Source organism: Bradyrhizobium sp. 956_D2_N1_4 (genome assembly GCF_052076025.1).
Taxonomy (GTDB): domain Bacteria; phylum Pseudomonadota; class Alphaproteobacteria; order Rhizobiales; family Xanthobacteraceae; genus Bradyrhizobium; species Bradyrhizobium barranii.
Genome location: NZ_CP197237.1, coordinates 6,366,331 through 6,391,454, shown reverse-complemented (window position 1 = coordinate 6,391,454; position 25,124 = coordinate 6,366,331). Strand labels below are relative to the sequence as shown.

The following is a 25,124-nucleotide window of genomic DNA, read 5'->3' as shown; positions in this document are numbered from 1 at the left end:
ATTGAACCGCATCGTTCTCCGGCGACACACATGACGTCATGTTCATTGGCGTCATGTCCATCCAGTTCTGGCCCAAGCCGTGGCTTGAATCGTCTCTGGCTGCCGCGTCGGCACTGATCGCGTTGCTGGTCGTCGTACCGGCGCGCGCCGCCGGACCGTCCTCCATTTCCGGCTGCTGGACGCAGACCTCGCTTGTGCCTTACGCCCAAACGCCGCCCGGCAAGGAGTGGGGTTCGCGGACCTGGTGCTTCAGGCCAGATGGGACGATGACCAGTGTCCACATCGCATGCGGCCGCGGCGGTTGCGACGGTTGGGATCGGGACGGACGTTATCGCTGGCGACGGCCGATCGTGTGGATCTCCGACGTCGATACGTCAGACGACGGCAAGCATCAGACAAAGGTGTGGCGTCGATGTCGCGTCAGTTTCCGCGCCAGGGATCGCATGGTGCTCGAGAATTGCTATTTCTCGTCCGATCCCTGGGTGCGCGAGCACTGACCGCGCCTTGTCGGAGGCCCCGATCCACACACTGCCATGATGCCATCATGCTCCTGTTTTGCCCGACGTGTCAAACGAACTTCGGATAATACGTAAGTCAATGATCGGACTATTGTCGGGTACTGTGCATGGGGTTGTTTTCGACATTTTATGTTCCGGCCCTGGGAGCGTCGACGAGATTCCCGTGGTTCTCACATTCGCGTGCGGAAAAATCCCTCTGCATGAGCGCGGCCGCTTGAAAGATTAATCATGCGCTTCGCCACACGCGCAGTGCTCGCATCGCTATTTTCCTTGGCGTCTCGACACCTCCACTGACCCGCACCATCATTCCTGCAATGCAAGGGAATGACGGCCGCAGGCGGCCGGGAGTGTGGAATGCAGCGTCGTGATTTTCTCAAGCTCTCCGTTGGAACTGCGGCCGCCGCTGCATTTGCCTCCCGCGCGAACGCGCAGGGCGCGGTGAAGGAAATTCGTATCGGCTACCAGAAGACAGGCGTGCTGGTTATCACGCGCCAGCAGGCTTCCTTGGAAAAGCATTTCAATCCGCAAGGCATCGACGTGAAATGGGTCGAGTTCTCCTCGGGCCCGCCGATGATGGAGGCGATGAACGTCGGTAGTGTGGACTTCGGTTCGGTCGGCGATTCCCCGCCAGTGTTCGCCCAGGCCGCGGGTGCCGCGATCGTCTATGCCGCCGGCCAGCCCATCACCAACGGCCAGGGCATCCTGGTGCCGAAGGATTCACCGATCCGATCGATCGCCGATCTGAAGGGCAAGCGTATCGGTTTCACCAAGGGGTCCAGCGCCCACAATGTCGTGGTGCAGACGCTGGAGAAGGCCGGTCTCACCTATGCCGACATCACGCCGGTCTATCTGACGCCGCCGGACGCGGGCCCTGCGTTTGCCAATGGCAGCATCGAGGCCTGGGCGATCTGGGATCCTTATTTTGCGATCGGCGAGACCAAGCAGAACGGCCGCATCCTGATCAATGCACGCGAAGTCACCAAGACCAACTCCTTTTACATCGCCAACCGCGAGTTCGCGAAGACCCACGGCTCCATCCTGCAGCAGATCGTCGACGTCACGACCGCGACCGGCAAATGGGCCGAACAGCACCGCGGTGAGGTCGCCAAATGGCTCGCCGCCGTCACCGGCGTCCCGCTCGACATCCAGGCCGTCGCGGCCGAGCGCGCGAACTTCGTGGTCGGCCCCGTCACCGACGACATCGTCGTGACCCAACAGGGCGTCGCCGACCGCTTCTACAAGCTCGGCCTGATCCCGAAGCCGGTCGTCATTCGCGACATCGTCTGGCGCAGCGCGGCGACCTGATCGTGCCGACCAATCTCCCCATATCAAAAGGTCTGAACATGAGGCGCATCGTTCAACGTCTGATGGCGGCCATCGTGCTGTCGATCGGCATCGTCGCCGCCGCGGTCGGCACGTCCTATGGCCAAGACAGCCAAGCCAAGGTCGTCCGCATCGGTTACCAGAAATACGGCAAGCTGGTGCTGCTCAAGAGCAAGGGCACGCTGGAGCCGAAGCTCGCCGCCGACGGGTACAAGGTGGTGTGGACCGAATTCCCGTCCGGCCCGCCGCTGCTCGAAGCGCTCAATGTCGGCGCGATCGATTTCGGCAACACCGGTGAAGCCCCGCCGATCTTCGCGCAGGCCGCCGGCGCGCCGATCCAGTACGTCGCCTACGAGCCGCCGGCGCCGAAGGGCGAGGCGATCCTGGTGCCGAAGGACAGCCCGCTGAAATCGGTCGCCGATCTCAAGGGCAAGAAGGTCGCGCTCAACAAGGGCTCCAACGTCCACTATCTCCTGGTCAAGGCGCTGGAGAAGGCGGGTGTCAGATATTCCGAGATCGAGCCGGTGTTCCTCGCGCCGGCCGATGCGCGCGCTGCCTTCGAGCGCGGCGCGGTCGATGCCTGGGTGATCTGGGATCCGTTCCAGGCCGCGGCCGAAGCCGCCACCGGTGCGCGCACGCTCGCCGACGGCACCGGCATCGTCGCCAACTACCAGTTCTATTTCGCCTCGAAGAAATTCCTCGAAGCCAACCCGAAGATCGTCGATGCCGTGCTGGCCGAGCTGAGCTCGGTCGACGATTGGGCCAAGGGCGACATCCACGCGGTTGCCGAGCAGCTGGCGCCGGCGATCGGCCTGTCGGTCCCCGTGGTCGAGGTGGCGCTGAAGCGGCAGGCCTACGGCATCAAGCCGATCACCGATGCCGTCATCGCCGATCAGCAGCAGGTTGCGGATGCGTTCTTCGCGCTCAACCTGATCCCCAAATCCATCAAGATTTCCGACGTGGCCCGGAAACCAGGATCGTGAGCAAGCACATGAGTAAGCAGTCCAACGCCAACATCCTCTGGTTCCTGCCGACCCACGGCGACGGCCGCTATCTCGGCACCGGCATCGGCGGCCGTGAGGTCAATTTCAACTATCTGCGCCAGATCGCGCAGGCCGCCGACCAGCTCGGTTATTACGGCGTGCTGTTGCCGACCGGGCGATCTTGCGAGGATTCCTGGATCGTCGCCTCCTCGGTTGCGCCGTTCACCGAGCGGCTGCGCTACCTCGTGGCTGTCCGCCCCGGCCTGCAATCGCCGAGCGTGGCGGCGCGCATGACGGCGACGCTCGACCGCGTCACCAATGGCCGGCTTCTCGTCAACGTCGTCACCGGCGGCGATCCCGTCGAGAACAAGGGCGACGGCATTTTCCTCGGCCATGACGAGCGCTACGAGGTCACCCGCGAGTTCCTCAGCGTCTATAGCGACCTGCTCGCCGGCAGGACCGTCAATGTCGAGGGCAAGCACATCCATGTCGAGGGTGGCAAGCTGCTGTTTCCGCCGGTGCAGTCGCCGCGGCCGCCGCTCTATTTCGGCGGTTCGTCCGATGCCGGCATCGACGTCGCCGTCGACGCGGTCGACAAATATCTCACCTGGGGTGAGCCGCCGGCTCTGGTTGCCGAGAAGATCGCGAAGGTGAGGGAGGTCGCAGCTGCGCGCGGCCGCAAGCTCTCCTTCGGCATTCGTCTTCATGTGATCGTCCGCGAGACCAATGACGAGGCCTGGCGCGCCGCGAACGAGCTGATCAGGCATGTCAGCGACGACACCATCGCGCTGGCGCAGAAGAACTTTGCCCGCATGGACTCCGTCGGTCAGCAGCGCATGGCGCAGCTCCATGGCGGCAAGCGCGACAAGCTCGAGATCGCCCCGAACCTGTGGGCCGGTGTCGGTCTCGTGCGCGGTGGCGCCGGCACGGCGCTGGTCGGCGACGCCCAGACGGTAGCGGCGCGCATCAGGGAGTATCAGGACATCGGCATCGATACCTTCATCATGTCGGGTTACCCGCATCTGGAGGAGGCGTATCGCTTCGCCGAGCTGGTGTTCCCGCTGCTCTCGCTGGAGCAGCCGAGCAACGTGACCAAGCTGCACTTCAACGGCGGTCCTTTTGGCGAAACGGTCGGCAGCGATTTCCGTCCGCAGCAGCGGGTGTCCGAGTCATGAGCCTGATCGACAGCGTTTCACTCCCGCGCAGCTTTCGCCTGCCGCGAGTCGACGGCCTGATCCAGTGGATCGTGCCGCTCGCCATCGTCGCGATCTGGCAAGTCGCCTGCGTCACCGGCTTCGTGCCGACCCGCGTGCTGCCCGCTCCGAGCGACGTCGCGCTGGCCGGATGGAAGCTGCTGCTCTCCGGCGAGCTCCTGCGCAACATCTGGGTGTCGTTCTGGCGTGCCTCGATCGGCTTCCTGATCGGTGGCGGCATCGGTTTCGCCTTCGGTCTCGCCAACGGCCTGTCGCAGCTCTCGGCCAAGCTCACCGACACCACGTTGCAGATGGTGCGCAACGTGCCGCATCTGGCGCTGATCCCGCTGGTCATTCTGTGGTTCGGCATCGACGAGAGCGCAAAACTGTTCCTGGTGGCGCTCGGCGTGTTCTTCCCGATCTACCTCAACACGCTGCACGGCATCCGCACCGTGGATCCGCAGCTGATCGAGATGGGCCGCATCTACGGCATGACCGACAGTGAGCTGTTCCGCCGCGTGATCTTCCCCGGCGCGTTGCCCTCGATCTTCGTCGGCATCCGCTTTGCGCTCGGCATCATGTGGCTCACCCTGATCGTCGCCGAGACCATCGCGGCCTCCTCGGGCCTCGGTTACATGGCGATGCAGGCGCGCGAGTTCATGCTGATCGACGTCGTCGTGCTCTCGATCCTGATTTACGCTCTGCTCGGCAAGCTCGCTGACAGCGCCTCCCGTGTGCTGGAGCGCCTGACGCTCTCCTGGCACCCCGCCTTCCAGAAATGCTGAGAGTGACATGCAGACAGCTCTTCGTACGGCCCTTCCCGAAACCGAGCTCGCCAGCCGCGCCAATTTCGTGCCGCAGGCACGCGTCGTGCGCGAGGAGCGCCCGGCGCAGACGACAGGCCTGCCGCTCAGCATCCGCGGCTTGCGCAAATCCTACGGCGACAACGAGGTGCTTCGCGGCATCGACCTGCACATTCCCGCCGGCCAGTTCGTCGCCATCGTCGGCAAGAGCGGTTGCGGCAAGAGCACGCTCTTGCGGCTGATCGCCGGCCTGGAAAAGATCGACGCCGGCAGCATCAGCTTCGGCCAGGATGTCCAGCCCGAGGACATCCGCGTGATGTTCCAGGAGCCACGGCTGCTGCCCTGGGCACGGGTGCTCTCCAATGTCGAGGTCGGTCTCGGCCGTAATCGCTCATCCGGTGATGCGCATGCGCGCGCCGAGAAGGCGTTGACCGAGGTTGGGCTGACCGACAAGCGTGATCAGTGGCCGTCGGTGCTGTCGGGCGGCCAGAAGCAGCGCGTTGCGCTCGCCCGTGCGCTGGTCTCCCATCCGCGTGTGCTCGCCTTCGACGAGCCGCTCGGCGCGCTGGACGCGCTGACCCGCATCTCGATGCAGCGGCTGCTGGAGCGGGTCTGGCGCGACCAGGGCTTTACCGCGATCCTGGTGACCCACGACGTCGCCGAGGCCGTCGCGCTGGCCGACCGGGTGCTGGTGATCGACGAGGGCCGGATTGCCCACGATGTTACGGTTAACGCCGCCCGGCCGCGCGAACGCGGCTCCGCCGAGCTCGCAAGCCTCGAAGGCTCGATCCTGAGCCATCTTTTGTCGGCGGACGATCGTACCTAAATACAGGGGAACCCCGCTTCGGGGACCATGCCATGAATGTAGTGCCTCGCGATCTCATGACTGAAACTGCCGTCTCGTCCGCCGATTTCCGCGGCGCCATGCGCCACCTCACCGGCGGCGTCAGCGTCATCACCGCCGGGCGGGGCAAGGACATTACCGGCATGACGGTGACCTCGGTGACCTCGCTGTCGGTCGATCCGCCGACGCTGCTGGTCAGCATCAACCGCGATGCCTCGTCCTTCCCGCTGATCCGCCGCTACGGCGCCTTCGGCGTCAACATCCTCGCGGCCGACCAGCTCGACGTCGCCGAGCGTTTTGCCGGCAAGGGCGGGCTGAAGGGGGCCGATCGCTTTGCGGGTAGCCAGTGGGTGACGGCGGTCTCGGGCGTCCCGCTGCTGGTTGGTGCATTGTCCGCGGTCGATTGCGAGGTCGAGGAGATCGTCGAGCGGCATTCGCACGGCATCGTCATCGGCCGCGTCAGCAGCGTCAGGAATTCGACCCGCAATGCTGCATTGGCCTATTGGCACGGCCAGTATGTGGCGGTCGACCAGGACGAAGACGCGGCGAGGCTCGCCGAGGTCAGCGTACCCGCCCGCGGCCTGCGCGGCGTTTGATCGCCGCGCTTGGGCGGCCCGCAGGCTGGCCTTTTCCCCGTCGTCGCTCTAGAAGCGCTTTGGGCCGTCTCGTCCGGGACGGCAATGGAGCTGAACGATGAAGCGCGTCGCGACCTGGGCCTTCTACGCCATCGGCGCGCTCGCGATCGGCTACCTCGCGCTCTATGCCTATGCGACGTTCAGCGGCCAGCCGATCGTGCCGGGCGACCCCATCCACATCTTCCGCAAGCCGGACGCGCCGAGTTATTCGTAGGACTTGGTAGGTCTCGTAGGGTGGGCAAAGCGAAGCGTGCCCACCACTGCTATCGAACGAGACGAATGGTGGGCACGGCGCAAACGCGCCTTTGCCCACCCTACGGCACCTGCGTTCACCCCCGCAAAATCGCCAGCGCCAGCGCCTGGGCGCGCGGCACGATGCTGTCGAGTTCGAGATATTCCTCCGGCGTGTGCGCGAGCCCGCCGACCGGCCCGAGGCCGCAGATGGTCGGTGTGCCGACTGCCGCGGTGAAGCCGGAATCGGCGCAGCCGCCGGAAAACTCGCCCTGGAGCGTGGTAAGGCCGACCTGCTTCGCGGCCGCTTGATAGCCTTCGAACAGCGTCTTCGACTCCGCGCTCTGCACCACGGGCACGAACTCGCCCTTCACCGTGAGCGTCGCGCTGGTACCCGGAACGTAGGACGTCGCGATGATGGTCTCGATCGCCGCCATGATCCTCGCACGATCCGCCGGATCGACGTAGCGCAGGTCGATCTGGCCCTCGGCTGAGGGCGCCGTGGTGTTCACGGACTGCCCGCCCGAGACGAGACCGACATTCAGCGTGATGCCCTTGTCGAGATCGGTCAGCGCGTGGATCTGGACGATCTTGTGCGCGAGCTCGCCGATCGCACTGATGCCCGCGGCGAAATTGGCGCCGGAATGCGCGGCTTTGCCGGTGATGGCAAAGTGCATGAAGATGCCGCCCTTGCGGCCGGTGACGATGTTGCCGGTCGGCCGTCCCGGCTCGGAATTGAACACGGCGCGTGAGGCGCGTCCCTCGCGCTCGATCACCGGGCGCGAAGAGGGCGAGCCGATCTCCTCGTCCGAGGTGATCAGCACCTTGATCGGATGCGGGCTGCCGCCGAACTTGTGGAAGGCGGTCGCCACGAAGATGTTCATCACGACGCCGGACTTCATGTCGGCAACGCCGGGTCCATAGGCGCGCTTGCCCTCAATCGTGAACGGACGCCGTCCGGCCTCGCCCTTGCCGAACACGGTGTCGCGATGGCCCATCAACAGCACCGGCTTCTCGTTGCTGCCGGGTTTGGCGACATCGGCATGGATCGCATCGCCGAAGGTGGCGTTGCTCTCGCGCCGGAACGGAATGCCGTGCTCGGCAAAATGCCGCTCGAACCGCGCACCGACCGCATCGACGCCTTCCTTATCATAGGATCCGGAATCGATGTTCACGACATCGCGCAGCAGATCGATCATCGCCTGCCGCTGCGACGCCAGCCAGTCCGTGATTTGAGCTTCCGACATGTGGTTCCTCGCGTTGTTCCCACGCGGGGTTATAGGGCGTTGCACGGCCGCGACCTAGTCGCCGGATGCGGTGCGGCCATGTTCACCGGTGTCGTCCCCGCGAACGCGGGGACCCATACCGCGGAATCTATCGATGTGGTCGGTAGGAGTACCGAACGACGGGTCTTCGCCAAACTCCTCTCTGGGGTTATGGGTCCCGGCGTTCGCCGGGACGACACTGAGAGTGTGGCGACTACGCGCCTCACCAACAAAAACAAAATGCCCGGGAGTTGGCCCGGGCATTTGCAGTCACAACCAGCGTGGAGACCTACGCCCCCACCATCGGCATCCGCGGATATTCGCCCGGCGTTCCCGCCGGTGTGATCGGAATTCCGCCGTCGGAATATTCGTTGAGCTTGTTGCGCAGCGTGCGGATCGAGATGCCCAGGATATTCGCGGCATGGGTCCGGTTGCCGAGGCAGTGCTTCAGCGTCTCCAGGATCAGGTCGCGTTCGACGTCGGCGACGGTGCGCCCCACCAGCGCCCGCGTCACCTGCTCGGCGGCCATGGTTGCATGCGCCACGGCCGGGGCGGTCTTGGCGAGGTCGAGGCGGTCGCCGTCGGGTGTGAGGATCGCGTCGGGGCCGATCTCGTCGCCCTGCGCCATCAGCACCGAGCGGTGCATGGTGTTTTCGAGCTCGCGGACGTTGCCCTGCCAGCGGTTGGTGGAGAGCACGCGGCGCGCGTCCGCGGAGATCGGGCGCACCGGCACGCCGTTGGCTTCGGCATATTTCTTCACGAAGTGCTGGGCGAGCTCGAGGATGTCAAGGGGACGCTCGCGCAGCGGCGGGATCTTCAGATTGACGACGTTGAGGCGAAACAGCAGATCCTCGCGGAACGTGCCCTCGCGCACGGCTTCCGCCAGGTTGCGATTCGAGGTCGCGATGATGCGGATGTCCACCGGTACCGGCTTGGTGCCGCCGACGCGGTCGATCACGCGCTCCTGGATGGCGCGCAGCAGCTTCGATTGCAGGCGGACGTCCATCTCCGAGATTTCGTCGAGCAGCAGCGTGCCGCCGGTCGCTTCCTCGAACTTGCCGATGCGGCGCGCGATCGCGCCGGTGAAGGCGCCCTTCTCGTGGCCGAACAGTTCGGATTCCAGCAGATGCTCGGGGATCGCGGCGCAGTTGATCGAGATGAACGGCCGCTTGGCGCGGGCCGAGCGGGTGTGGACGTAGCGGGCCAGCACTTCCTTGCCGGTGCCGGATTCGCCGGTGACCATCACCGAGGCGTCGGAGCCCGCGATCTGCTGGGCGAGCTTGATCACCTTGGCCATCGCCTCGTCGCGATAGACCAGCTCGCGGGAATCGTTGGCGACGGCGGCCAGCACCGCGGCGATCAGCTCCGGATCCGGCGGCAGCGGGATGTATTCCTTGGCGCCGGCGTGGATCGCCGCGACCGCGGCGCGGGCGTCGTTGGTGATGCCGCAGGCGACGATCGGCGCGTGGATGTGCTCGGCCTCGAGCCGCATCACGAGGTCGCGGATGTCGAGGGCGACGTCGACCAGCAGGAGGTCGGCGCCCTTGCCGCCGCGCAGCACGCGCATCGCCTGCTCGTGATCCTCGGCATGGGTCACGGTGGCGCCGTTCTCCATCGCGATCTTGGTGGCGGTGGTGAGCTGGCCCTTCAATGTGCCAACGATGAGAAGCCGCATGTCAGTCTCCTGTCCGTCTGGTCGCGCTGCCGCGCGTCATTCCTTGCGCTACTAGCTGCGTTCGGTCTTGATGATTTCGGTCATGGTCACGCCGAGCTTGTCCTCGACCAGGACGACTTCGCCGCGGGCGACCAGCTTGTTGTTGACGTAGATGTCGATGGCCTCGCCGACGCGGCGGTCGAGCTCGAGCACGGTGCCGGGCCCGAGCTTCAACAGCTCGCTGACGTCCATCTTGGAGCGGCCGAGCACGGCCGAGACCTGCACCGGCACGTCGAACACGGCTTCGAGGTCGGCGGCGGCGCGCGCAGCATATTCGTCCTCGTTGTAGCCGACGTCCGTACCGGTCGGCGGCATCGGGCCGTTGAGATCGGGCAGCGGGACCTGTCCGTCGGTGTCGCTCATGGCTTAGCTCCCCCTGCGGGACGCGATATAGCGTCCGACCATTTCGTCGATCTTGGCCACGATGGCGCCGCGCTCCAGCACGACGCCGCCGTCGGCCCATTCGATCCGGCAGTCGCCGGTGGCGATATCGGGCTCGGCCAGGATCACCAGCCGGCCCTCGAAGCCGCTCTGCTTGGCGAGCCGCTCCATCTTCTCGCGCGCGCTGTCGTAGAGTGCGTCGTTGATGCGCACGACGAGATGCGGCGTCGCGACCAGGTGCGAGAAGCAGTCCTTGACCAGCGCCATGATCTCGCCGAGCGGTTCGGCGGCGACCAGATCGGCGCACAGCTTGCGCGCCACCGCCACCGCCACGTCGACCGCCTCGGTCTCCATCTTGGTCTCGATGTTACCGATGCCGGCGGCGACGCCGCGGACACCGATGTTGATCTCTTCCATGGCGAGCGCGACGCGGCGGTCGCTCTCGGCCTTGGCTTCGCGCTGGCCGGCGGCAAAGCCGTCCTGATAGGCGCGCGCCTCGGCTTCCGCGATCTTCTGGGCGATCTCGGCGGCGGTTGCAGCCTTCTCCCGCGGCGACCGCTCGGGCGCCGCGAAGTCGGTGTCAAACAGGAATTTTGCGGGGGCGCCCATCAGTACACCAGCTCGTCGTCGGCGCGGTTCTTGGTCAGCATGATCTCACCCTTGGCGGCGAGGTCTTTTGCGAGGTTGACCAGCAGCGCCTGGGCCTCGTCGACGTCGCGCAGGCGGACCGGGCCCATCGCCGCCATGTCGTCCTGGAGCATCTTGGCCGCGCGCGAGGACATGTTGCCGAAGAAGAAGTTGCGGACGTCCTCGTTGGCGCTCTTGAGCGCGACGCCGAGCTTGTCCTTGTCGACATTGCGCATCAGGGTCTGGGCCGAGCCGGAATCCAGCTTCACGAGGTCGTCGAAGGTGAACATCAGCGCCTTGATGCGCTCTGCCGATTCGCGGTTGTCCTCCTCCAGCGAGGTGATGAAGCGGGTTTCGGTCTGGCGGTCGAAATTGTTGAAGATTTCCGCCATCACCTCGTGGGCGTCGCGGCGGCGGGTCTGTGACAGGTTGGACATGAATTCGGTGCGCAGCGTCTTTTCCACGCTCTCGATCACCTCCTTCTGCACCGCTTCCATCTTCAGCATGCGGTTGACGACGTCGAGCGCGAGCTCCTCGGGGAAGATGCCGAGCACGCGCGCGGCGTGTTCCGGCTTCAGCTTCGACAGCACGACTGCGATGGTCTGCGGATATTCGTTCTTGAGGTAGTTGGCGAGGACCTCTTCCTGCACGTTGGAAAGCTTTTCCCACATGTTGCGGCCGGCGGGGCCGCGGATCTCGTCCATGATGCCGTTGACACGCTCCGGCGGCAGGTATTGCTGCAGCAGCCGCTCGGTGGCGTCGAAATTGCCCATCAGCGCGCCGGAAGCCGACATGCGCGAGACGAACTCGAGCAGCATGTCCTCGACCGTGTCGACCTCGACGGTGCCGAGCGTCGACATTTCCAGCGAGAGCTGGCGCACCTCGTCGTCGTCGAGCATCGACCAGATCTTGCCGCCATATTGCTCGCCCAACGCCAGCATCAGGATCGCGGCGCGCTTGGGTCCCGTCACCGCTTCGGTCTTGCCGCCCGCGCGGCTGCCCTGGCGGGCACCGAGCGTCGAGATCACGCTGGTGATGTCGTTGGAGTTGGCGTTTTGCAGGTTGCCGGCCATGTCAGTTCACTTCTCGATTATTTCGCGGGTTCGGTCAGCCATTGGCGGATGATGGCGACGGTTTCGTTGGGGTTGCGCTCGGCGAGCTCGCCGACGCGATGAACGGACTGGGCATGGACCTGGCCCTGAATGGTGGCGACGTCGATCGCGCTCGCGGCGCCGCCCGGCAGCAGCGCCTGCCCGGCAGGCGCGGCCTCCTCCGAAGCGGCGGGGCCGGCGAGGGCGCCGGAGATCGCGGCGGCGACCTCCTCGGAGGCGAGGATGCGCTTGACCAGCGGCCGGATCACCAGGAACAGCACGACCAGGCCGAGCAGCATCATCACGCCGAGCTCGACGAAGTACATGACGTCGTCCTTGGTGAACTGGAGCATGCCGAGGAAACCGGAGGGCTCGGCGATCGGGGCGGTTGAGGGGGCGTCGGCAAAGCGCAGGTTGACGACCTCGACCTGGTCGCCGCGCTTCTGGTCGAAGCCGATCGCCGAGCGCACCAGGGTGGCGATGCGGTCGAGCTGTTCCTTGGTGCGGTCCGTGTAGGCGAGCTCGCCCTTGTCGTTCTTGGAATAGATGCCGTCGACCAGCACCGCGACCGAGATGCGGTTGACCCGGCCGGCCTCGGTCACCTCGGTCTTGGTGGTGCGGGAGATCTCGTAATTGTTGGTCTCTTCGGTCTTCTTGCTCTGGTCCTTCGCCGTCGGACCGCTGTTCTGCTGGTTGCCGGGCAGCTCGTTGTTGACGGTGACCTGGCCGTTGTTGTCGGCGGTGAGGCTGCTCTCTTCCCGGGTCTGGCTCGAGCGCAGCACGCGGCCCTCGGGATCGAACTTGTCCGAGGTCTGGGTGATCTTGTTGAAGTCGAAATCGGCGGAGAGCTGGACGCGAGCGCGGCCGGAGCCGACCACGGAGGAGACGATGTCCTCGACCTGCTTGCGGATCCGCTTCTCGAAGGCGGTGCGGCGCTCGTCGCCGACCGCCTGCTCCGGATCGGTCGCGGCGCCGTCGGCGAGCAAAGAGCCGGCCTCGTCGACGATCGAGACGCGCTGCGGCTTCAGCCCGTTGACGGCGGAGGCGACGAGGTGACGGATGGCACGGATCTGCTGGGCCTCGAGCGAGCCGCGGACCCGCACGACGATCGAGGCCGACGGCTCCGGCGCCTCGCGCGAGAACAGCGGGCGCTCGGGCAGCACGAGGTGGACGCGAGCGGCCTGGATGCGGTCGATGGCGCGTATGGTACGGGCGAGCTCGCCTTCGAGCGCGCGGAGATGGTTGATGTTCTGGACGAAAGAGGTGGTGCCGAGCGCATCCGACTTGTCGAACACTTCGTAGCCGACGCCGCCGCCCTTGGGCAGGCCGCCCTCGGCGAGCTTCATCCGCAGGCGCGTGACCTTGTCCTTGGGCACCATGATGATGCTGCCTTCATTGCGCGGCTCGAACTGGATGCCCTGTCGCTCCAAATCCTTGATAATGCCGGAAGAATCCTCGACCGAGAGGTCGGTGAACAGCGTCGTCATCTGCGGCGTGGTCACGCGCATGATGACGAACGCGAAAAAGCCGATGAGCGCGGCGGTGACCGCGATCATCGCCCCGAACCGGGCGGCGCCGATACCCTTCAAAAAGTCCGCAAGACCTTGCAAGCAACCGCCCCGAAGCTTCGACCCGCAACCGAGCGGTCGACTGGGCAATTATTGCCTAGGTGATGGTTTCGATATGGTTAACGAAGGTTAAGAGCTGGGACAAAAGTCGCGCCAAAAGGAAACATGAAAAAAATCGGCCTCGCGGTGCGAGGCCGATTTTCGTCAAAAGCTGCAGATTTCCGGATCGCTTACTGGCGATATTGCTGGATGCGGGTGGTGCGAAGACCCGCCAGACCGTGCTGGTCGATGGAAAACTGCCAGGAGAGGAATTCGTCGACCGTCAGGGTATAACGGCTGCAGGCCTCCTCGAGGGAGAGAAGTCCGCCACGCACAGCGGCGACGACTTCGGCCTTGCGGCGGATGACCCAGCGTTTGGTGCCGGGTGCGGGCAGATCTGCGATCGTCAGCGGACTGCCGTCCGGCCCGATGACGTATTTTACCCTCGGGCGATGGGGTTCTGTCATGGCGTACTCACAAACTCTCAACCACTGAACTCACGCCGTAACCCTACGCGTGCGGGCTTAAAAATCCGCTAAGCCTAAGGCTTCAATACAATTCTCGTTGAAAATGGCTGGAACACAGCCGGCCCGGAGGGCTGGACACCATGATCCGAGCCGGCCGAGCGGGGTCTTCGTAAATACTTTACTAACGAATGGAGCCGGCGAAGCCCCAACTGTCGTCCCGGGGCGCGCGTAGCGCGAGCCCGGGACCCATAACCCCAGCGAGTAGTTTGACGACGACTCGGGGTTACGGTCTCACGCGAAAACGACGTTCTGCGGTGATGGATCCCCACGCCCGTGCGCAATTGCGCACTAGGCGGGGATCACATCTCGTGTGTGGCGAGGCGCGCACTTTTAGTTGCTGCTGGTGGCGATGATGCTCTTCACCTGGCTCAGGGTGTAGCTGGCACCGTCGATGGTGAGCAGCGGCGGCGACTGGGTCAGGTCGACGGACGACACCACGCCCTGCACCTGCGCGGCGATGCCGACGTTGTTGTTCGCGACATCCTTACCCGTCGCCGTGATCGTGTACTTGCCGTCCGGCCATTGCGTGCCGTCATTGCCCATTCCGCTCCAGGTGAAGGGAATGTCGGTGCCGGCGGCGGCGGTATATTTGCCGGTGAACACGGTCTGGCCGGTGGAATTGGCAACCGTGATGTCGACGGTCGAGTCGGTCGGCACGTTGAGATGCCAGGTCGCCGACGAGTTCGTCATGGTCGCGGTCGAGCCGTCGACCAGCGCGGTCTTGCCGACGAAGCCCAGCGCCTGAGTCGCCTGCGTGGTCTGTTGCAGGGTGACGAGCTGGGACAGTGAATCGTTGGTCTTGAGCTGCTGCTCGACGCCGGCGAACTGCACGAGCTGCTGGGTGAACTGGTTGGTGTCGAGCGGATCGAGCGGGTTCTGGTTCTGCAGCTGCGTCGTCAGCAGCGTCAGGAAGGTCTGGAAGTTGCCGGCGAGCGTCGCGCCCGTGTTCGAGCTCAGCGAGTTCGACGAGGACGACTTCGGGACGTCGGTGGTCCCGGAGACGGGCGTCGGGGCGGTGGCGGCATTCGTGGTGGTCATGTTCGAATACTCCTCACACTCTGATGTCGACGCCGCTGCTCGATCCGAGCATGCGGCCGTAGCCGCGCCCGACGGGCGCCGCAGCAACGGTGTCGTCTTCGCTGATGATCAGCCGGCGGGCATTGCCGCCATTGTCGTTGTTCTGGCCGGAATTCTGGCCCGATGAATTCTGGTCGCGCAGGCTGAAGGACAGCCCGTTGCTGCCGGTCTTGAGGCCGGCATCGTCGAGCGCGCGCTGCAATTGCGGCGCGTCCTGCCGCAGCATCTGCAGCGTCTCCGGCTTCTCGACGGTGAGATGCGAGGTGACCTGGCCGTTGCGGTCGACATTGATGCGGACGTCGATGCGGCCGAGGTCGATCGGATCGAGGCTGATGTCGAAACGCGTCTTGCCGGCGCGCGCGGCCGCGGCGATCTCGACCGGCACGCCGCTGATCGGCACGGGCGTGGAATTCGCCGCGGTCGCGGTGAGCGTCGCGGTCGATGCGGTCGCGGCCGACGTCGTATTGGTCAGCGGCGCCTGGATGGCGGAGGCGGCCTGCGCGCCGGTATCGGTCGTGGGCACTGCGGCCTGCGTGTCGGCATGCGCGTGCGTGGTTGCCGTCGCCGGCGTTGCGTCGGAGCGGTCGGAGGCGCCGGTCTTCGGGTCGGTCGGGTTCGCCTCGGCCTGCGGCTTGGCGGCTTGCGCATGCGCGGTCGTCGCCGCGGTTTGCGTGGCGTTCGCCTTGCCCGCGTCCTGGCCGATATTGGAGACGTCGCTCTCGCGTTGCGCGGTCGCGACGGCCTTGAACGAAGGCTTCGGCGTGCCCTGGTCCACGGCGGCGACCAGGCCGCCATTGGTCTTGGCATCGGTCGCGGTGCCGTCGGTCGTGCCGGTGGCGGCATCGCCCAGTGTTGTCGTCGTGTCGGCATCGACCTTGGCACCCGCGGTCTTGGCGCCCTTGTCGCTCGCCGTGGCGGTGTCGGTCTTGCCGCCTGCGATCTGCGCCGCGGTCGAGGCGCCGGCGGCGATGCCGGCGGCCGCAATGGTCAGCGGCGAGGCGGCGGCATCGCTGGCCTGGCTCGCGGCCGCGTTCGGATCGACCGGCACCACGGGCGGGGCAACCACGATGGCGTTCGGATCGGGCATAGCGACCTGCGCCGCGTCGGGCTGCACGGCGGCATCGGCGGTGGCGGCAACGGTGCCGTCGGTCTTGTCGCCCTTGGTGCCGTCGGCTTTATCCGACGATTTGGCGTCGGAGGTCTCGGACTTGTCCTTGGTCTTGGTTGGCTTGGCCGGATCGGCCGTCGCGTCGTTCGTGGTGGGGGCCGATGTGTCGGTGTCGTCGTTCGCCTTGCTCTGCGAGGGCTGGTCGGTCGCGGCGGTATCGCGCGGGCTCTTGTCTGGGGCGGACGACGACTCGGTCCGGCGCGGCGCGGTGTCCTGCGGCGGCGCGTTGTTGCTGATCGCCTGGGTGTTGCTGTCGACCAGCGAGCCGAAGGAGTCGTTGCTGGACGTGTCCTTGGAGCTCTGCGACCGGGCAGGCTTTTGCTGCGCGCTCTGGACTTGCACGCTGGCTGCTACGTCTGACGCCCGACCGACCACGGAAAACCTCTTGGAAACATCTTCGGCATAGAGGTAGCAAGGAGCGGGCCAGCTTCCTGAAGATCTATTTTATCTAGCAAAATCAATTAATTGGGTGATTTTCGCCGCCGCCGCGAGGAACGCAAGAGCCCCGCCATTTCTGCCTCCCCGGCAAGAATTGCCCTAAGCGGCCGCCCGCGTGATTGCTTCACCGGAATGCGGCCTATATTAAAGAGCTGCTCTCAGCCGCTTTCGACCGGGCAGTCGTGCCCCCGGGGGAACCAAAGTTCCCGGGGAGCGTCGATGTCCCGCCGGAAGCCGAAGAATGTCCAAGTCATCGCGGATCGCGAACGCCGCCGTCACAACGCTTTAAGGCCCATGCTGAACAGTCTGGATCTCGAAGGCCGTCCTGAGGACACCAGGGTCGTCGTTGCCATGTCGGGCGGCGTCGATTCCTCGACGACGGCTGCGCTGCTCAAGGCCGAAGGCTATGACGTCGTCGGCATCACGCTGCAGCTCTACGATCATGGCGCGGCGACCCACCGCAAGGGCGCCTGCTGCGCCGGCCAGGACATCCACGACGCCCGCGACGTCGCCGCCAAGCTCGGCATTCCCCATTACGTGCTCGACTACGAGGATCGCTTTCGCGAGTCCGTCATCGACAATTTCGCCGACTCTTACGCGCTCGGCGAGACGCCGGTGCCGTGCATCGAGTGCAACCGCTCGGTCAAGTTCCGCGATCTGCTGAAGACCGCGCGCGAACTCGGCGCGCAGGCGCTGGCCACCGGCCATTACGTCGCCTCGCGCCGCCGCGACGACGGCTCGCGCGCGCTGGTCTGCGCCGCCGACAGCGACCGCGACCAGAGCTACTTCCTGTTCGCGACCACGCAGGAGCAGCTCGACTTCCTGCGCTTCCCGCTCGGCGACATGACCAAGCCCGAGACGCGCGAGCTCGCGCGCCGCTTCGGTCTCGCGGTCGCCGACAAGCACGACAGCCAGGACATCTGCTTCGTGCCGACCGGCCGCTACACCGACATCATCACTCGCCTGCGTCCGAACGCGATGGACCCCGGTGACATCGTCGATCTCGAGGGACGCGTGCTCGGCCGGCACAACGGCATCGCCAATTTCACCGTCGGCCAGCGCCGCGGCCTCGGCATCGCCGCTCACGCGCCGCTGTTCGTGGTGCGGCTGGATGCCCCGGGCCGCCGCGTCGTCGTCGGCCCGCGCGATGCGCTGAAGATGCACCGCATCGTGCTGCGCGACGTCAACTGGATCGGCGACGGCGACATCGACCGCGCCATCGGCGCTGGCCTCGAGATGTTCGTGCGCGTCCGCTCGACCCGCAGCCCGCAGCCGGCCTGGCTGCGCGGCGGCAACGGCCATTACGAAGTCGAGCTCGTCGCCGGCGAGGAGGGCGTCTCGCCCGGCCAGGCCTGCGTGTTCTACGACGCGCCCTCGGGGCAGGCGCGCGTGCTCGGTGGCGGCTTCATCCAGAGCGCCGCCGCGAAAGTCGCAACGAGCACTGCGAGGCCGCTGGTGGAAGCGGTACGCGGCTAGAAAATTTCCGGGGCAGGGGGCATGGCAGCAGACATCTCGCGGGCCGGGGTCGAGAAGGCCTATGGCCGCTGGGCGCCGGTCTACGATCTCGTGTTCGGCAAGGTCTTTGACGCCGGACGGCAGTCGACCATCGCGGAGGCCGACCGCATCGGCGGCCGCATCCTCGACGTCGGCGTCGGCACAGGGCTTTCGCTCTCCGATTATTCGCGCACGACAAAAATCTGCGGCGTCGACATCTCCGAGCCGATGCTGCGCAAGGCGCAGGCGCGCGTGCGCGCGCTGCGGCTTAGCAATGTCGAGGTGCTCTCGGTGATGGACGCCAAGAATCTCGCCTTCCCAGAAAACTTCTTCGACGCGGTGGTGGCGCAATATGTCATCACCGCCGTGCCCGATCCCGAAGGCACGCTCGACGAGTTCGTGCGCGTGCTCAAGCCCGGCGGCGAGCTGATCCTAGTCAACCACATCGGCGCCGAGAGTGGCCCGCGCAAGCTGTTCGAGCTCGCCTTCGCCCCCATCGCCCGCCGCCTCGGCTGGCGCCCGGAATTCCCGTGGGACCGCCTCGTCAACTGGGCCGCCAGGCACCGCGGCGTCACGCTCGCCGAGCGCCGTCCGATGCCGCCGATGGGGCACTTTTCGCTGATCCGCTACGTCAAATCGTAACGCGTTTTGCCGCGATCGCGCCGTTGGCGGGCACTGTTGCCGAATCGAGACCTCATCCTGAGGAGCCCGCGCTAGCGGGCGTCTCGAAGGATGCGCCGCGACGAAACCCGCGGCGTTCCAGCGCTTCAATTCGCCGTGCGTCGGCCGGAACCTCCGCATGGCCGGAGACGTTTCCCTCCCATGCGCACGACATCAAACATCATCTTGGCCAGCCTCCTGATCGCCGCCTCAGGCAGCGCGATCGCGCAGGCCCCGCCGCGACTTGCAACGCCGCCGCAAGCGACCGCGCCGCCATCGGCCCAGCACGCCGCCAATTGCATGCCGCAGGACCGCCCGAACCGCGCCACCGCGCCCGACGGCACCACCACCGGCCAGTCCCGGGAACCGCTCGGCGACAAACTGGCCAAGTCCGACGGCGTGCTCTGCCCGCCCTCGGGCGTCGACCCCGACATGCACGCCCCGGCCCCCTCTACGGACGGTGCCATGCCGGTCCTCCCACCCCCCGGCAGCCCCGGCGGCGACCCGACGGTGCGGCCGAAATAGGCTGATTCTTCCCTCTCCAATCTCGTCATGCCCGGGCTCGTCCCGGGCATCCACGTTCTTGGGCCGGCGGGCGTGGTGGCCAGGACAAACCCAACTATGACGGATTCAGCGATAAATGGGCCAGTATTCACAAGCCGGCTTGCCCCGCCGTAGCCTCGGCGAAGGCGGGAAAAGGCGGTCCACTTTGCTTGACAGCCCGCCGCCCCCTTCCTTATATGCCGCGCGTTCGCGAGATCGGCCTTATTCGGCCCTCGCGACCCTGTGGCGGGGTAGCTCAGCTGGTTAGAGCACGGGAATCATAATCCTGGGGTCGGGGGTTCGAGTCCCTCTCCCGCTACCACGATTCCATCGTAGTATCCGGCAGTTAGGCTGCGCGAGAAAACTCGCGAACGGTCTCGTAGCAAATCGGTAGCACGCATCCCCGACCCGACGGCAATCGAATCCTTGCTGAAAAGTGGTGTCTGCAACTACGACGGGCTGGACGGGCTCTCTTTCGTTCGCCTAGCGCATGAAGGATTCGCCTAATCTTTGTCGTGAGATCGAGCAGGGAACAGAAGCGCCGTGCGATGCTTTGTGGTTGTCCGGCTGCCGATTCCCAGGTTCGAGCCGTGGTGCGCCCACCAAGCTTTTCAATAGCTTAGGGGTTTGTCACGGTCGTCATTCCGACAGACGGGTCATGGCTATTCCGACAAACCGGCTGTCTTTGTACTTTTCTTCACGCCGTTTCTTCGTGCCGGAAATTAGCTGTTTCCGTGTGCGCTTTGCATAGGTCGGCAACTGCCGCGATGAGCGATGGCGGCCCGCGGCCCTGAGCTCAGCGTCCGTCAGATCGCTGTCGGCGCCCTCGGTGAACCCGCCGTGGCGGAATGATGTAAAGGACAGTTCTTCCCGAAGATCGGCAGCGTGAACGATCTTTTTCACGACCCCGCGCAGGTAGCGAAGATCCTGCTTGGCTGTGATCCATGGCAGCGGGGTAGGTGACCTCCGGTGCGAATGGTCGCGTCGAAAGACCAGGCCGGACACGGTCGTCTGCTTGATTTCATTCAGCTCGGCCATCAGCTCCGGGAACAAGGTCGAGCCGGTCTCATCGAAAAGCGGCCACCAGGCTTCCTCGTCATTCTTTGGATGGACGATGCGCACGCTGTTCGGACGCTGTTTCGGTCGATAGTGGCTGATCTCGAGAGCACCAAAGACGTGCTCTTCTCTCCGGAGCCACTTGCGCCTGCCGTCTGCCACGTCGTGCTGATGCGGAGCGCGATAAAAGAGCCTGTGTCAATCGGTCAGGTTGAGCGTCTTATCGGCGCAGACGTTGATGCCGGAGGCATCCGTCGACTGGCCGTCGTCGAACCTCCCGCGCAGATCGAAGCGGCAATCGCTGGCCTGTGGCAGTTTAGCCGACGCTTGCTTGCCGGATTTCAGCGGGCCGAGTACTTCCTTCCAGTCTGGCGACCCGGACTTGGCCGCCTCCAGCTGGACTAGATCCGCTTTGCGCGAGTTCGTCACGGTGACCGTGACCGTGACCGCGCCCGCCTGTTTCGCCTTGGGCTTCGGCGCGGCCTGCGCAGCGGTAAGGCCGAACAGAGTTGCTCCCACGAGCGCTGCAGCAAGTGTCCGAGTGTTCATCGGATTGTCTCCGTTTGGCCCCCAGCAGCGACGGTCTCATTCTTCAACGCGATGCGGTCCCGGTTATGGCCAGTTCGCGTATTCCATAGATCAAGGTGAAGGAACTCTTTCAGCCCTGTAGCCCGGTGCGCGCTGCCTGCCGTCCCGCGAGGTCGAACTGTCCGCGTTTTCAGCGGCCTTCGCCCGCGCATTGTGAGGAGGCGCAGGATGACTTCTGCCGCACCATCGATGCGGCGCGCACGCCTGATGGCGTCTCGCCGAAGTGTCGGCGGAACGAGCGATTGAAATGAGAAACATCACCAAAGCCGACTGCAAACGCGATATCGATGATGGCCAAATGCAGATGGTGCGGGTCAGTCAACATCGCGAAGGCACGCTCAAGCCGACACGCTGCAAGGTGCTCGGTGAACGACTTTCCGGTCTCTTCGAGCAACTTTTGCACGTATCGCCGCGACATACCGAGCGCTCCAGCAACATTGTTCAGATCGACATTGGGATCGCCGAAGCGTTGCGCGACCTCCGCCAGGATCGCCTGCAGCTTGGCGGCCTTCACACCACGCTCCGTAACGAGGTTTGCAGCTTCGACGGTCGGCCCGAGCGTCGCGGCCACAAGATCGAGGAGATGTGTGCCGACGGTGGAGGCGAGTTTTGATGACGGAGGTTCTTTGAAGGATGCGAGCGATTGCAGGTAGAGGTGGAGCAGGCGAAGCGCCGGTCCAGGACGCACCGGCCGACCTGATAGATCTTCCGGCTGTGCAACCAGCGACCTAAGGGCGGCAGCCGGCACGGTCACGAATTTGACGCTGGCGCCACGCGACCCAAATACTCGCAGCAGCCTTCCCCGGTCAACCAAACAAGCGGCGCCGGCATCATAGACATGTTCTTGGCCAGCATTTGCAAATTGGACCGGGCCAGCTTCGACGATGTTAAGTCCGAATTGGTCACGGCTATCCTTGAGGTGGCGTTTGTGACGGATAAACTCCACCGGCGTGGTGACAATGCTACAAACGCCAACCGGGCCGAGCGGCAAGTAGGTGACATTGATACGCGGGCGGCCGCCGCTGTGATCTATCACGTCCAAGGCGAGGTTCAGCCGCGTAAACTCTTCACGGAACGTGGAGAACCTTGTTCGCTCCGGCAGCATCTCAGTCGACCATCGCACAAGGGGAGATGACGTTGGCATGCCGGCCTCCCGTTTCAGTGCCCAACCACGCAAGAACGACTGAGCGCCCGAACGAAATCTGTAAATTCCTCGAATGACGCCAAGACTGAGACAATATCGGACCGCAGCTTCGCTGCAGGTGTGAGGTGGATTACAAATGGAGGTAGGGACCTCAAGAAAATGATGAGGAATTTCCCGTCAGGCTTTCGATGCCGACACGGTTCGCATCGAGGTTGCTATGATGCGCGAAATGCCGCAAGGGCACGAAGAATTTGCGTGAGCAACGTTCAGGATGCGCATGTGTGATCCACAGCCGATACGACTGGCGTCACTCCTCAAAAGGTGAAGAAAACGTCGTGCCTAAAGGCCGCCAACCGAGACGGCTTGCTTCTTTAGCAAGCCCACATCATCCGCGAGCTGCGGGCGGCCGGAAAAGCCAGTCTACGTTCCATTGCAGAGGAGCGGAACGAAGCCGGCAACTCGGTTGCGCGCGCGGAAGGCTCAGTTTGCTCGGTTCAGCGGTTGCGAGTGTCTTGACCATCGCAAGATCGAATGGGGTTGGGATAGAAGCAGCGATGCGGGCCCGAATGGGATCGCCCAAAAATGTCACTGCAATCGTGATCATCACTACAGATACTAGGACTACGAGCACATCAGTCATGATGCGCCTCGAAAAGTGCTTCGTCATGATTTGAACCCCTCACAACCAATGACGCGCGCGTGCGCAGCTATAATCAATTTCGCATGTAGCAGCGATCCAGACCCAATTTAGCGGATGCGTCAAAACTGATGTCCTCGCAGGACGCGATAGCTTCCACGTCGTGCATCGCACGGACACGACAGGATGGTCGAGGGTCCTATGGAGGGCGACGAAAAGCGCGGGGACCGTGCGGCCGAACCTATCGAGATTATCTGGCGCGAGAAAATCCGTGGTTGCAGTTGCAGAGGACATGCATCTGTTTCGGACGCGCGCTCATCATCGCGCTAGGCGGTCTACCTTGAACTGAGACATTGTGCCGCAACCGATTTGTAAACTGTGGTTGAGGTTCGTCTTGCGTGCCAATGTTCTCATCACGCCGGGCTCAAGCGACTGAGCTGATTATTCCATCGAGATCGAGGAGTAAATTTCATGGCGCAAATTCTTGCTCATAACCTCAAACCCGCCGCGACTTGGGGTTCCGGCGGCGCGTCCTACGATACCGTGAGCCAAAGTATAGCAGACGCCATTGATCACGTCGTGAATCGAATCTGGCCGCAACCGGGAGAGCGCATCCTTGACGTTGCGACAGGCACGGGCTGGACTGCGCGGCGGTTATCTAATCGAGGCGCAAAGGTGACTGGTATCGATATTGGTGAAGGCGTTATCGAGGCGGCGAAACTGATTGCACCGGAGATCGACTTCAAGGTCGGCGATGCCGAAGCGCTGGAATTTCCGGATCAAAGCTTTGACTGTGTGACTTCGACGTTCGGTGTCATGTTTGTCTCGCGCCCCGAGGCTGCAGCTGCCGAGTTGGCACGTGTCACGCGCAAGGGCGGGCGACTGGGGTTGGTCACTTGGCTGCCTGGCAGCGCGGTTGAAGAAATATTCCAGACAATGCGGCCATACATGCCGCCACCGCCTGACAATCCTCCTCCTTCGCCATTCGCGTGGGGCCGGGAAGGCCGCGTTCGGGAATTGCTTGGCGATACATTCGATCTGGCCTTTGAACCTGGCACCACGGTACTCCGCATGCCGAGCGGCCAAACGGTATGGGACATATTTGTGACTGGCTATGGTCCAACAAAAACGTTGGCTGCGTCGCTCGACCCTGAAAGGCGCACGGCACTTCAGCGAGACTTCATCGCGATGCATGAGAAGCACCGCTCGCCGGTCGGGTTAGCCATGCCGCGCGACTATCTCTGTACGATTGGAACTCGAAAATAACGCACCCGGCACTGCGTGCCCATCAGCCATCCTGGGAAACGCATCCGCAGTGGACCAAGCGTCCCATCATCGACCTCGACGCGAGCGCGTCAACGCGGGGGCCTCCGTTGTGTCCGGCACGTTGTCCACCGCAATCGGTAGCGGCTTGCCTCTCCCGCTCGGGGCGGCGCATCGCCGCGCAACCGGAGCTATCACGGAGGAGTAACACCAAACTTGAGGCGCACAACGGGTGGGGTTAGGCTTCCGGCGAAGTGAAGAAGCAATGGCCTGATAACCCGGCGGTGGTTTACATGCGCCATACGATTAAGACCGCACCAAACGTCGTCATCCTCGAGGCGTCACACGCGCGGCGGGGATTTGCAATTTCCTGGATCGCCCGAACCCTCGTCGCGGCGGCACTCATCGGGTTCTGTCTCAACGCCGACGTCGTCGCCTATGTGGCACGATACGCCACTCAGCAGGATTTATCTAAGCTCATCACGATCGTCCCGCCGGTCATGGCGCAACAGACGCCATTCTCGAAGGGCGACGAGGCGGCGCAGCTCAAGCAGGCGGTCGACAGCGCGACAGCGGAACTGCGGCAGTCTCTGCAGCAAGAGCACGCCAGGGCTGAGGCGCTCGAAAAAGAACTTGTGAAGGCATGGCGGTACGTCGGGAAACTGCTGTCGATGCCCAACGGCGAGGCGCACCGGTTCAGCCAAGCGGTCGACAGCGCGACGGCGGTACTGTGGCAGTCTCTGCAGCAGGAGCACGACAGGGCCGAAGCGCTTGCAACCGAACTGGCGGACGCGCGGCGCTCCATGGAACAGAAACCTGCCGTTGTGGAAGAGAGGCCCGGTGTCTCCTTGCCTGCCTGGGCAAACAGCTACGCCGCCTTCGTGAACCCCGCCCAGACCGCAGGTCAACCGGACGTGGCCACGGAGAACAGCAAATCGGCAATTAAACCAGGCGAATCAGCTCGCGTTGAACACAAACCGCGCGGGGGCTACGGCTGCCAGCACTTTCAGACCTACGATCCGGCTTCCGGGACTTACATCGGCTATGACGGACGGCGGCGTTCCTGCCCATAAGTGCGGGGCGGTGTTTCGGCAACAAGTCTAGCTGACCTGCCGCTATGGCAGCGAGATGCAGCCGCCCTCACTCGTCTGCTGCGGCTTCCCGACGACGTCACCGAACGTGTCGTCTTGTCGATCCATGCGAAGGCCTGATCCTGACCACCGATGAAGAACGCGATGTCTGGATGCGCGCGCCGTGGGATGAGGCCAAGGCGTTGCAGCGGCCATTGCCGGACAACACGCTTAAGATCGTGAT

Annotated in this window: 25 protein-coding genes and 1 tRNA gene; 14 read left to right on the top strand and 12 right to left on the bottom strand. The window is 64.4% G+C overall.

The genetic code is table 11. The annotated features are described in order from the left end of the window. Positions 1 to 38 precede the first annotated feature (38 nt). The 8 genes from AB7535_RS30240 (at position 39) to AB7535_RS30205 (ending at position 6,513) form a co-directional block, all read left to right on the top strand. Complete coding sequence (locus AB7535_RS30240) at positions 39 to 497, top strand: hypothetical protein (protein ID WP_231143461.1); 459 nt, start codon at positions 39 to 41, stop codon at positions 495 to 497. 375 nt (positions 498 to 872) lie between these two features. Further along, positions 873 to 1,823 (top strand): sulfonate ABC transporter substrate-binding protein, encoded by a 951-nt coding sequence (locus tag AB7535_RS30235; RefSeq protein ID WP_231143460.1) that lies wholly within the window; start codon positions 873 to 875, stop codon positions 1,821 to 1,823. A 38-nt stretch (positions 1,824 to 1,861) separates the two neighbouring features. Then, the gene (locus AB7535_RS30230; RefSeq protein WP_439037441.1) at positions 1,862 to 2,824 is read left to right on the top strand and encodes a sulfonate ABC transporter substrate-binding protein; all 963 of its coding nucleotides are present in this window, start codon (positions 1,862 to 1,864) and stop codon (positions 2,822 to 2,824) included. An 8-nt stretch (positions 2,825 to 2,832) separates the two neighbouring features. Then, the gene (gene ssuD, locus AB7535_RS30225; RefSeq protein WP_166080805.1) at positions 2,833 to 3,999 is read left to right on the top strand and encodes an FMNH2-dependent alkanesulfonate monooxygenase; all 1,167 of its coding nucleotides are present in this window, start codon (positions 2,833 to 2,835) and stop codon (positions 3,997 to 3,999) included. Continuing rightward, on the top strand, positions 3,996 to 4,802 hold the full coding sequence (locus AB7535_RS30220) for an ABC transporter permease subunit (protein WP_166080826.1): 807 nt from the start codon (positions 3,996 to 3,998) through the stop codon (positions 4,800 to 4,802). The genes ssuD and AB7535_RS30220 overlap by 4 nt, the downstream gene beginning before the upstream one ends. Before the next feature lie 7 nt (positions 4,803 to 4,809). Continuing rightward, positions 4,810 to 5,646, top strand: coding sequence for an ATP-binding cassette domain-containing protein (locus AB7535_RS30215; protein ID WP_231143457.1), 837 nt, complete (start codon positions 4,810 to 4,812; stop codon positions 5,644 to 5,646). 32 nt (positions 5,647 to 5,678) lie between these two features. Beyond that, a complete protein-coding gene (locus AB7535_RS30210; RefSeq protein WP_231143456.1) occupies positions 5,679 to 6,260 on the top strand; it encodes a flavin reductase family protein in 582 nt (193 codons plus the stop codon). A gap of 97 nt (positions 6,261 to 6,357) precedes the next feature. Next, a complete protein-coding gene (locus AB7535_RS30205; RefSeq protein WP_231143455.1) occupies positions 6,358 to 6,513 on the top strand; it encodes a hypothetical protein in 156 nt (51 codons plus the stop codon). A gap of 115 nt (positions 6,514 to 6,628) precedes the next feature. On the opposite strand, the gene AB7535_RS30200 is transcribed toward AB7535_RS30205, so the two are convergent. The 9 genes from AB7535_RS30200 to AB7535_RS30160 form a co-directional block, all read right to left on the bottom strand. Next, positions 6,629 to 7,777 carry a M20 family metallopeptidase gene (locus AB7535_RS30200; protein WP_231143454.1) on the bottom strand — a complete coding sequence of 383 codons (1,149 nt, stop codon included), beginning with the start codon at positions 7,775 to 7,777 and terminating at the stop codon, positions 6,629 to 6,631. 307 nt (positions 7,778 to 8,084) lie between these two features. Next, entirely contained in the window at positions 8,085 to 9,470 is a 1,386-nt protein-coding gene (gene flbD, locus AB7535_RS30195; protein ID WP_028153246.1) for a sigma-54-dependent transcriptional regulator FlbD, read from the bottom strand. 51 nt (positions 9,471 to 9,521) lie between these two features. Further along, positions 9,522 to 9,872, bottom strand: coding sequence for a flagellar motor switch protein FliN (gene fliN / locus AB7535_RS30190; protein WP_018318401.1), 351 nt, complete (start codon positions 9,870 to 9,872; stop codon positions 9,522 to 9,524). A gap of 3 nt (positions 9,873 to 9,875) precedes the next feature. Continuing rightward, positions 9,876 to 10,499, bottom strand: coding sequence for a FliH/SctL family protein (locus AB7535_RS30185; RefSeq protein WP_063981200.1), 624 nt, complete (start codon positions 10,497 to 10,499; stop codon positions 9,876 to 9,878). After that, positions 10,499 to 11,590 carry a flagellar motor switch protein FliG gene (gene fliG / locus AB7535_RS30180; RefSeq protein ID WP_028153248.1) on the bottom strand — a complete coding sequence of 364 codons (1,092 nt, stop codon included), beginning with the start codon at positions 11,588 to 11,590 and terminating at the stop codon, positions 10,499 to 10,501. Before fliG ends, AB7535_RS30185 begins: the two co-directional genes overlap by 1 nt. Before the next feature lie 17 nt (positions 11,591 to 11,607). Continuing rightward, on the bottom strand, positions 11,608 to 13,218 hold the full coding sequence (gene fliF, locus AB7535_RS30175; RefSeq protein ID WP_439037440.1) for a flagellar basal-body MS-ring/collar protein FliF: 1,611 nt from the start codon (positions 13,216 to 13,218) through the stop codon (positions 11,608 to 11,610). Between the two features lie 188 nt (positions 13,219 to 13,406). Beyond that, positions 13,407 to 13,682, bottom strand: a complete 276-nt coding sequence (gene sciP / locus AB7535_RS30170) for a CtrA inhibitor SciP (protein WP_002714638.1) — start codon at positions 13,680 to 13,682, stop codon at positions 13,407 to 13,409. Between the two features lie 390 nt (positions 13,683 to 14,072). Next, positions 14,073 to 14,780: a flagellar hook assembly protein FlgD gene (locus AB7535_RS30165; protein WP_085399144.1), complete on the bottom strand. Its 708-nt coding sequence runs from the start codon at positions 14,778 to 14,780 to the stop codon at positions 14,073 to 14,075. A 13-nt stretch (positions 14,781 to 14,793) separates the two neighbouring features. Then, a complete protein-coding gene (locus AB7535_RS30160) occupies positions 14,794 to 16,362 on the bottom strand; it encodes a flagellar hook-length control protein FliK (RefSeq protein ID WP_231143452.1) in 1,569 nt (522 codons plus the stop codon). A gap of 357 nt (positions 16,363 to 16,719) precedes the next feature. Between AB7535_RS30160 and mnmA the strand changes: the two genes are divergently transcribed. The 4 genes from mnmA (at position 16,720) to AB7535_RS30140 (ending at position 19,444) form a co-directional block, all read left to right on the top strand. Beyond that, positions 16,720 to 17,901: a tRNA 2-thiouridine(34) synthase MnmA gene (gene mnmA, locus AB7535_RS30155; protein ID WP_085399142.1), complete on the top strand. Its 1,182-nt coding sequence runs from the start codon at positions 16,720 to 16,722 to the stop codon at positions 17,899 to 17,901. Between the two features lie 21 nt (positions 17,902 to 17,922). Further along, positions 17,923 to 18,561, top strand: a complete 639-nt coding sequence (locus AB7535_RS30150) for a class I SAM-dependent methyltransferase (RefSeq protein WP_063981205.1) — start codon at positions 17,923 to 17,925, stop codon at positions 18,559 to 18,561. A gap of 180 nt (positions 18,562 to 18,741) precedes the next feature. Beyond that, positions 18,742 to 19,104 carry a hypothetical protein gene (locus AB7535_RS30145; RefSeq protein WP_231143451.1) on the top strand — a complete coding sequence of 121 codons (363 nt, stop codon included), beginning with the start codon at positions 18,742 to 18,744 and terminating at the stop codon, positions 19,102 to 19,104. A 263-nt stretch (positions 19,105 to 19,367) separates the two neighbouring features. Beyond that, positions 19,368 to 19,444 (top strand) — tRNA-Met (locus tag AB7535_RS30140). 317 nt (positions 19,445 to 19,761) lie between these two features. On the opposite strand, the gene AB7535_RS30135 is transcribed toward AB7535_RS30140, so the two are convergent. The 3 genes from AB7535_RS30135 to AB7535_RS30125 form a co-directional block, all read right to left on the bottom strand. Next, on the bottom strand, positions 19,762 to 20,340 hold the full coding sequence (locus AB7535_RS30135; protein WP_231143450.1) for a hypothetical protein: 579 nt from the start codon (positions 20,338 to 20,340) through the stop codon (positions 19,762 to 19,764). Between the two features lie 36 nt (positions 20,341 to 20,376). Further along, positions 20,377 to 20,727 carry a hypothetical protein gene (locus tag AB7535_RS30130; protein WP_231143449.1) on the bottom strand — a complete coding sequence of 117 codons (351 nt, stop codon included), beginning with the start codon at positions 20,725 to 20,727 and terminating at the stop codon, positions 20,377 to 20,379. A gap of 169 nt (positions 20,728 to 20,896) precedes the next feature. Then, positions 20,897 to 21,910, bottom strand: a complete 1,014-nt coding sequence (locus tag AB7535_RS30125) for a helix-turn-helix transcriptional regulator (protein WP_081369135.1) — start codon at positions 21,908 to 21,910, stop codon at positions 20,897 to 20,899. Between the two features lie 1,108 nt (positions 21,911 to 23,018). Here AB7535_RS30125 and AB7535_RS30120 point away from each other — a divergent pair. Together AB7535_RS30120 and AB7535_RS30115 are read left to right on the top strand one after the other, a co-directional pair. Beyond that, positions 23,019 to 23,813: a class I SAM-dependent methyltransferase gene (locus AB7535_RS30120; RefSeq protein ID WP_014493350.1), complete on the top strand. Its 795-nt coding sequence runs from the start codon at positions 23,019 to 23,021 to the stop codon at positions 23,811 to 23,813. A gap of 251 nt (positions 23,814 to 24,064) precedes the next feature. After that, positions 24,065 to 24,883 carry a BA14K family protein gene (locus tag AB7535_RS30115; protein ID WP_231143448.1) on the top strand — a complete coding sequence of 273 codons (819 nt, stop codon included), beginning with the start codon at positions 24,065 to 24,067 and terminating at the stop codon, positions 24,881 to 24,883. Positions 24,884 to 25,124 lie beyond the last annotated feature (241 nt).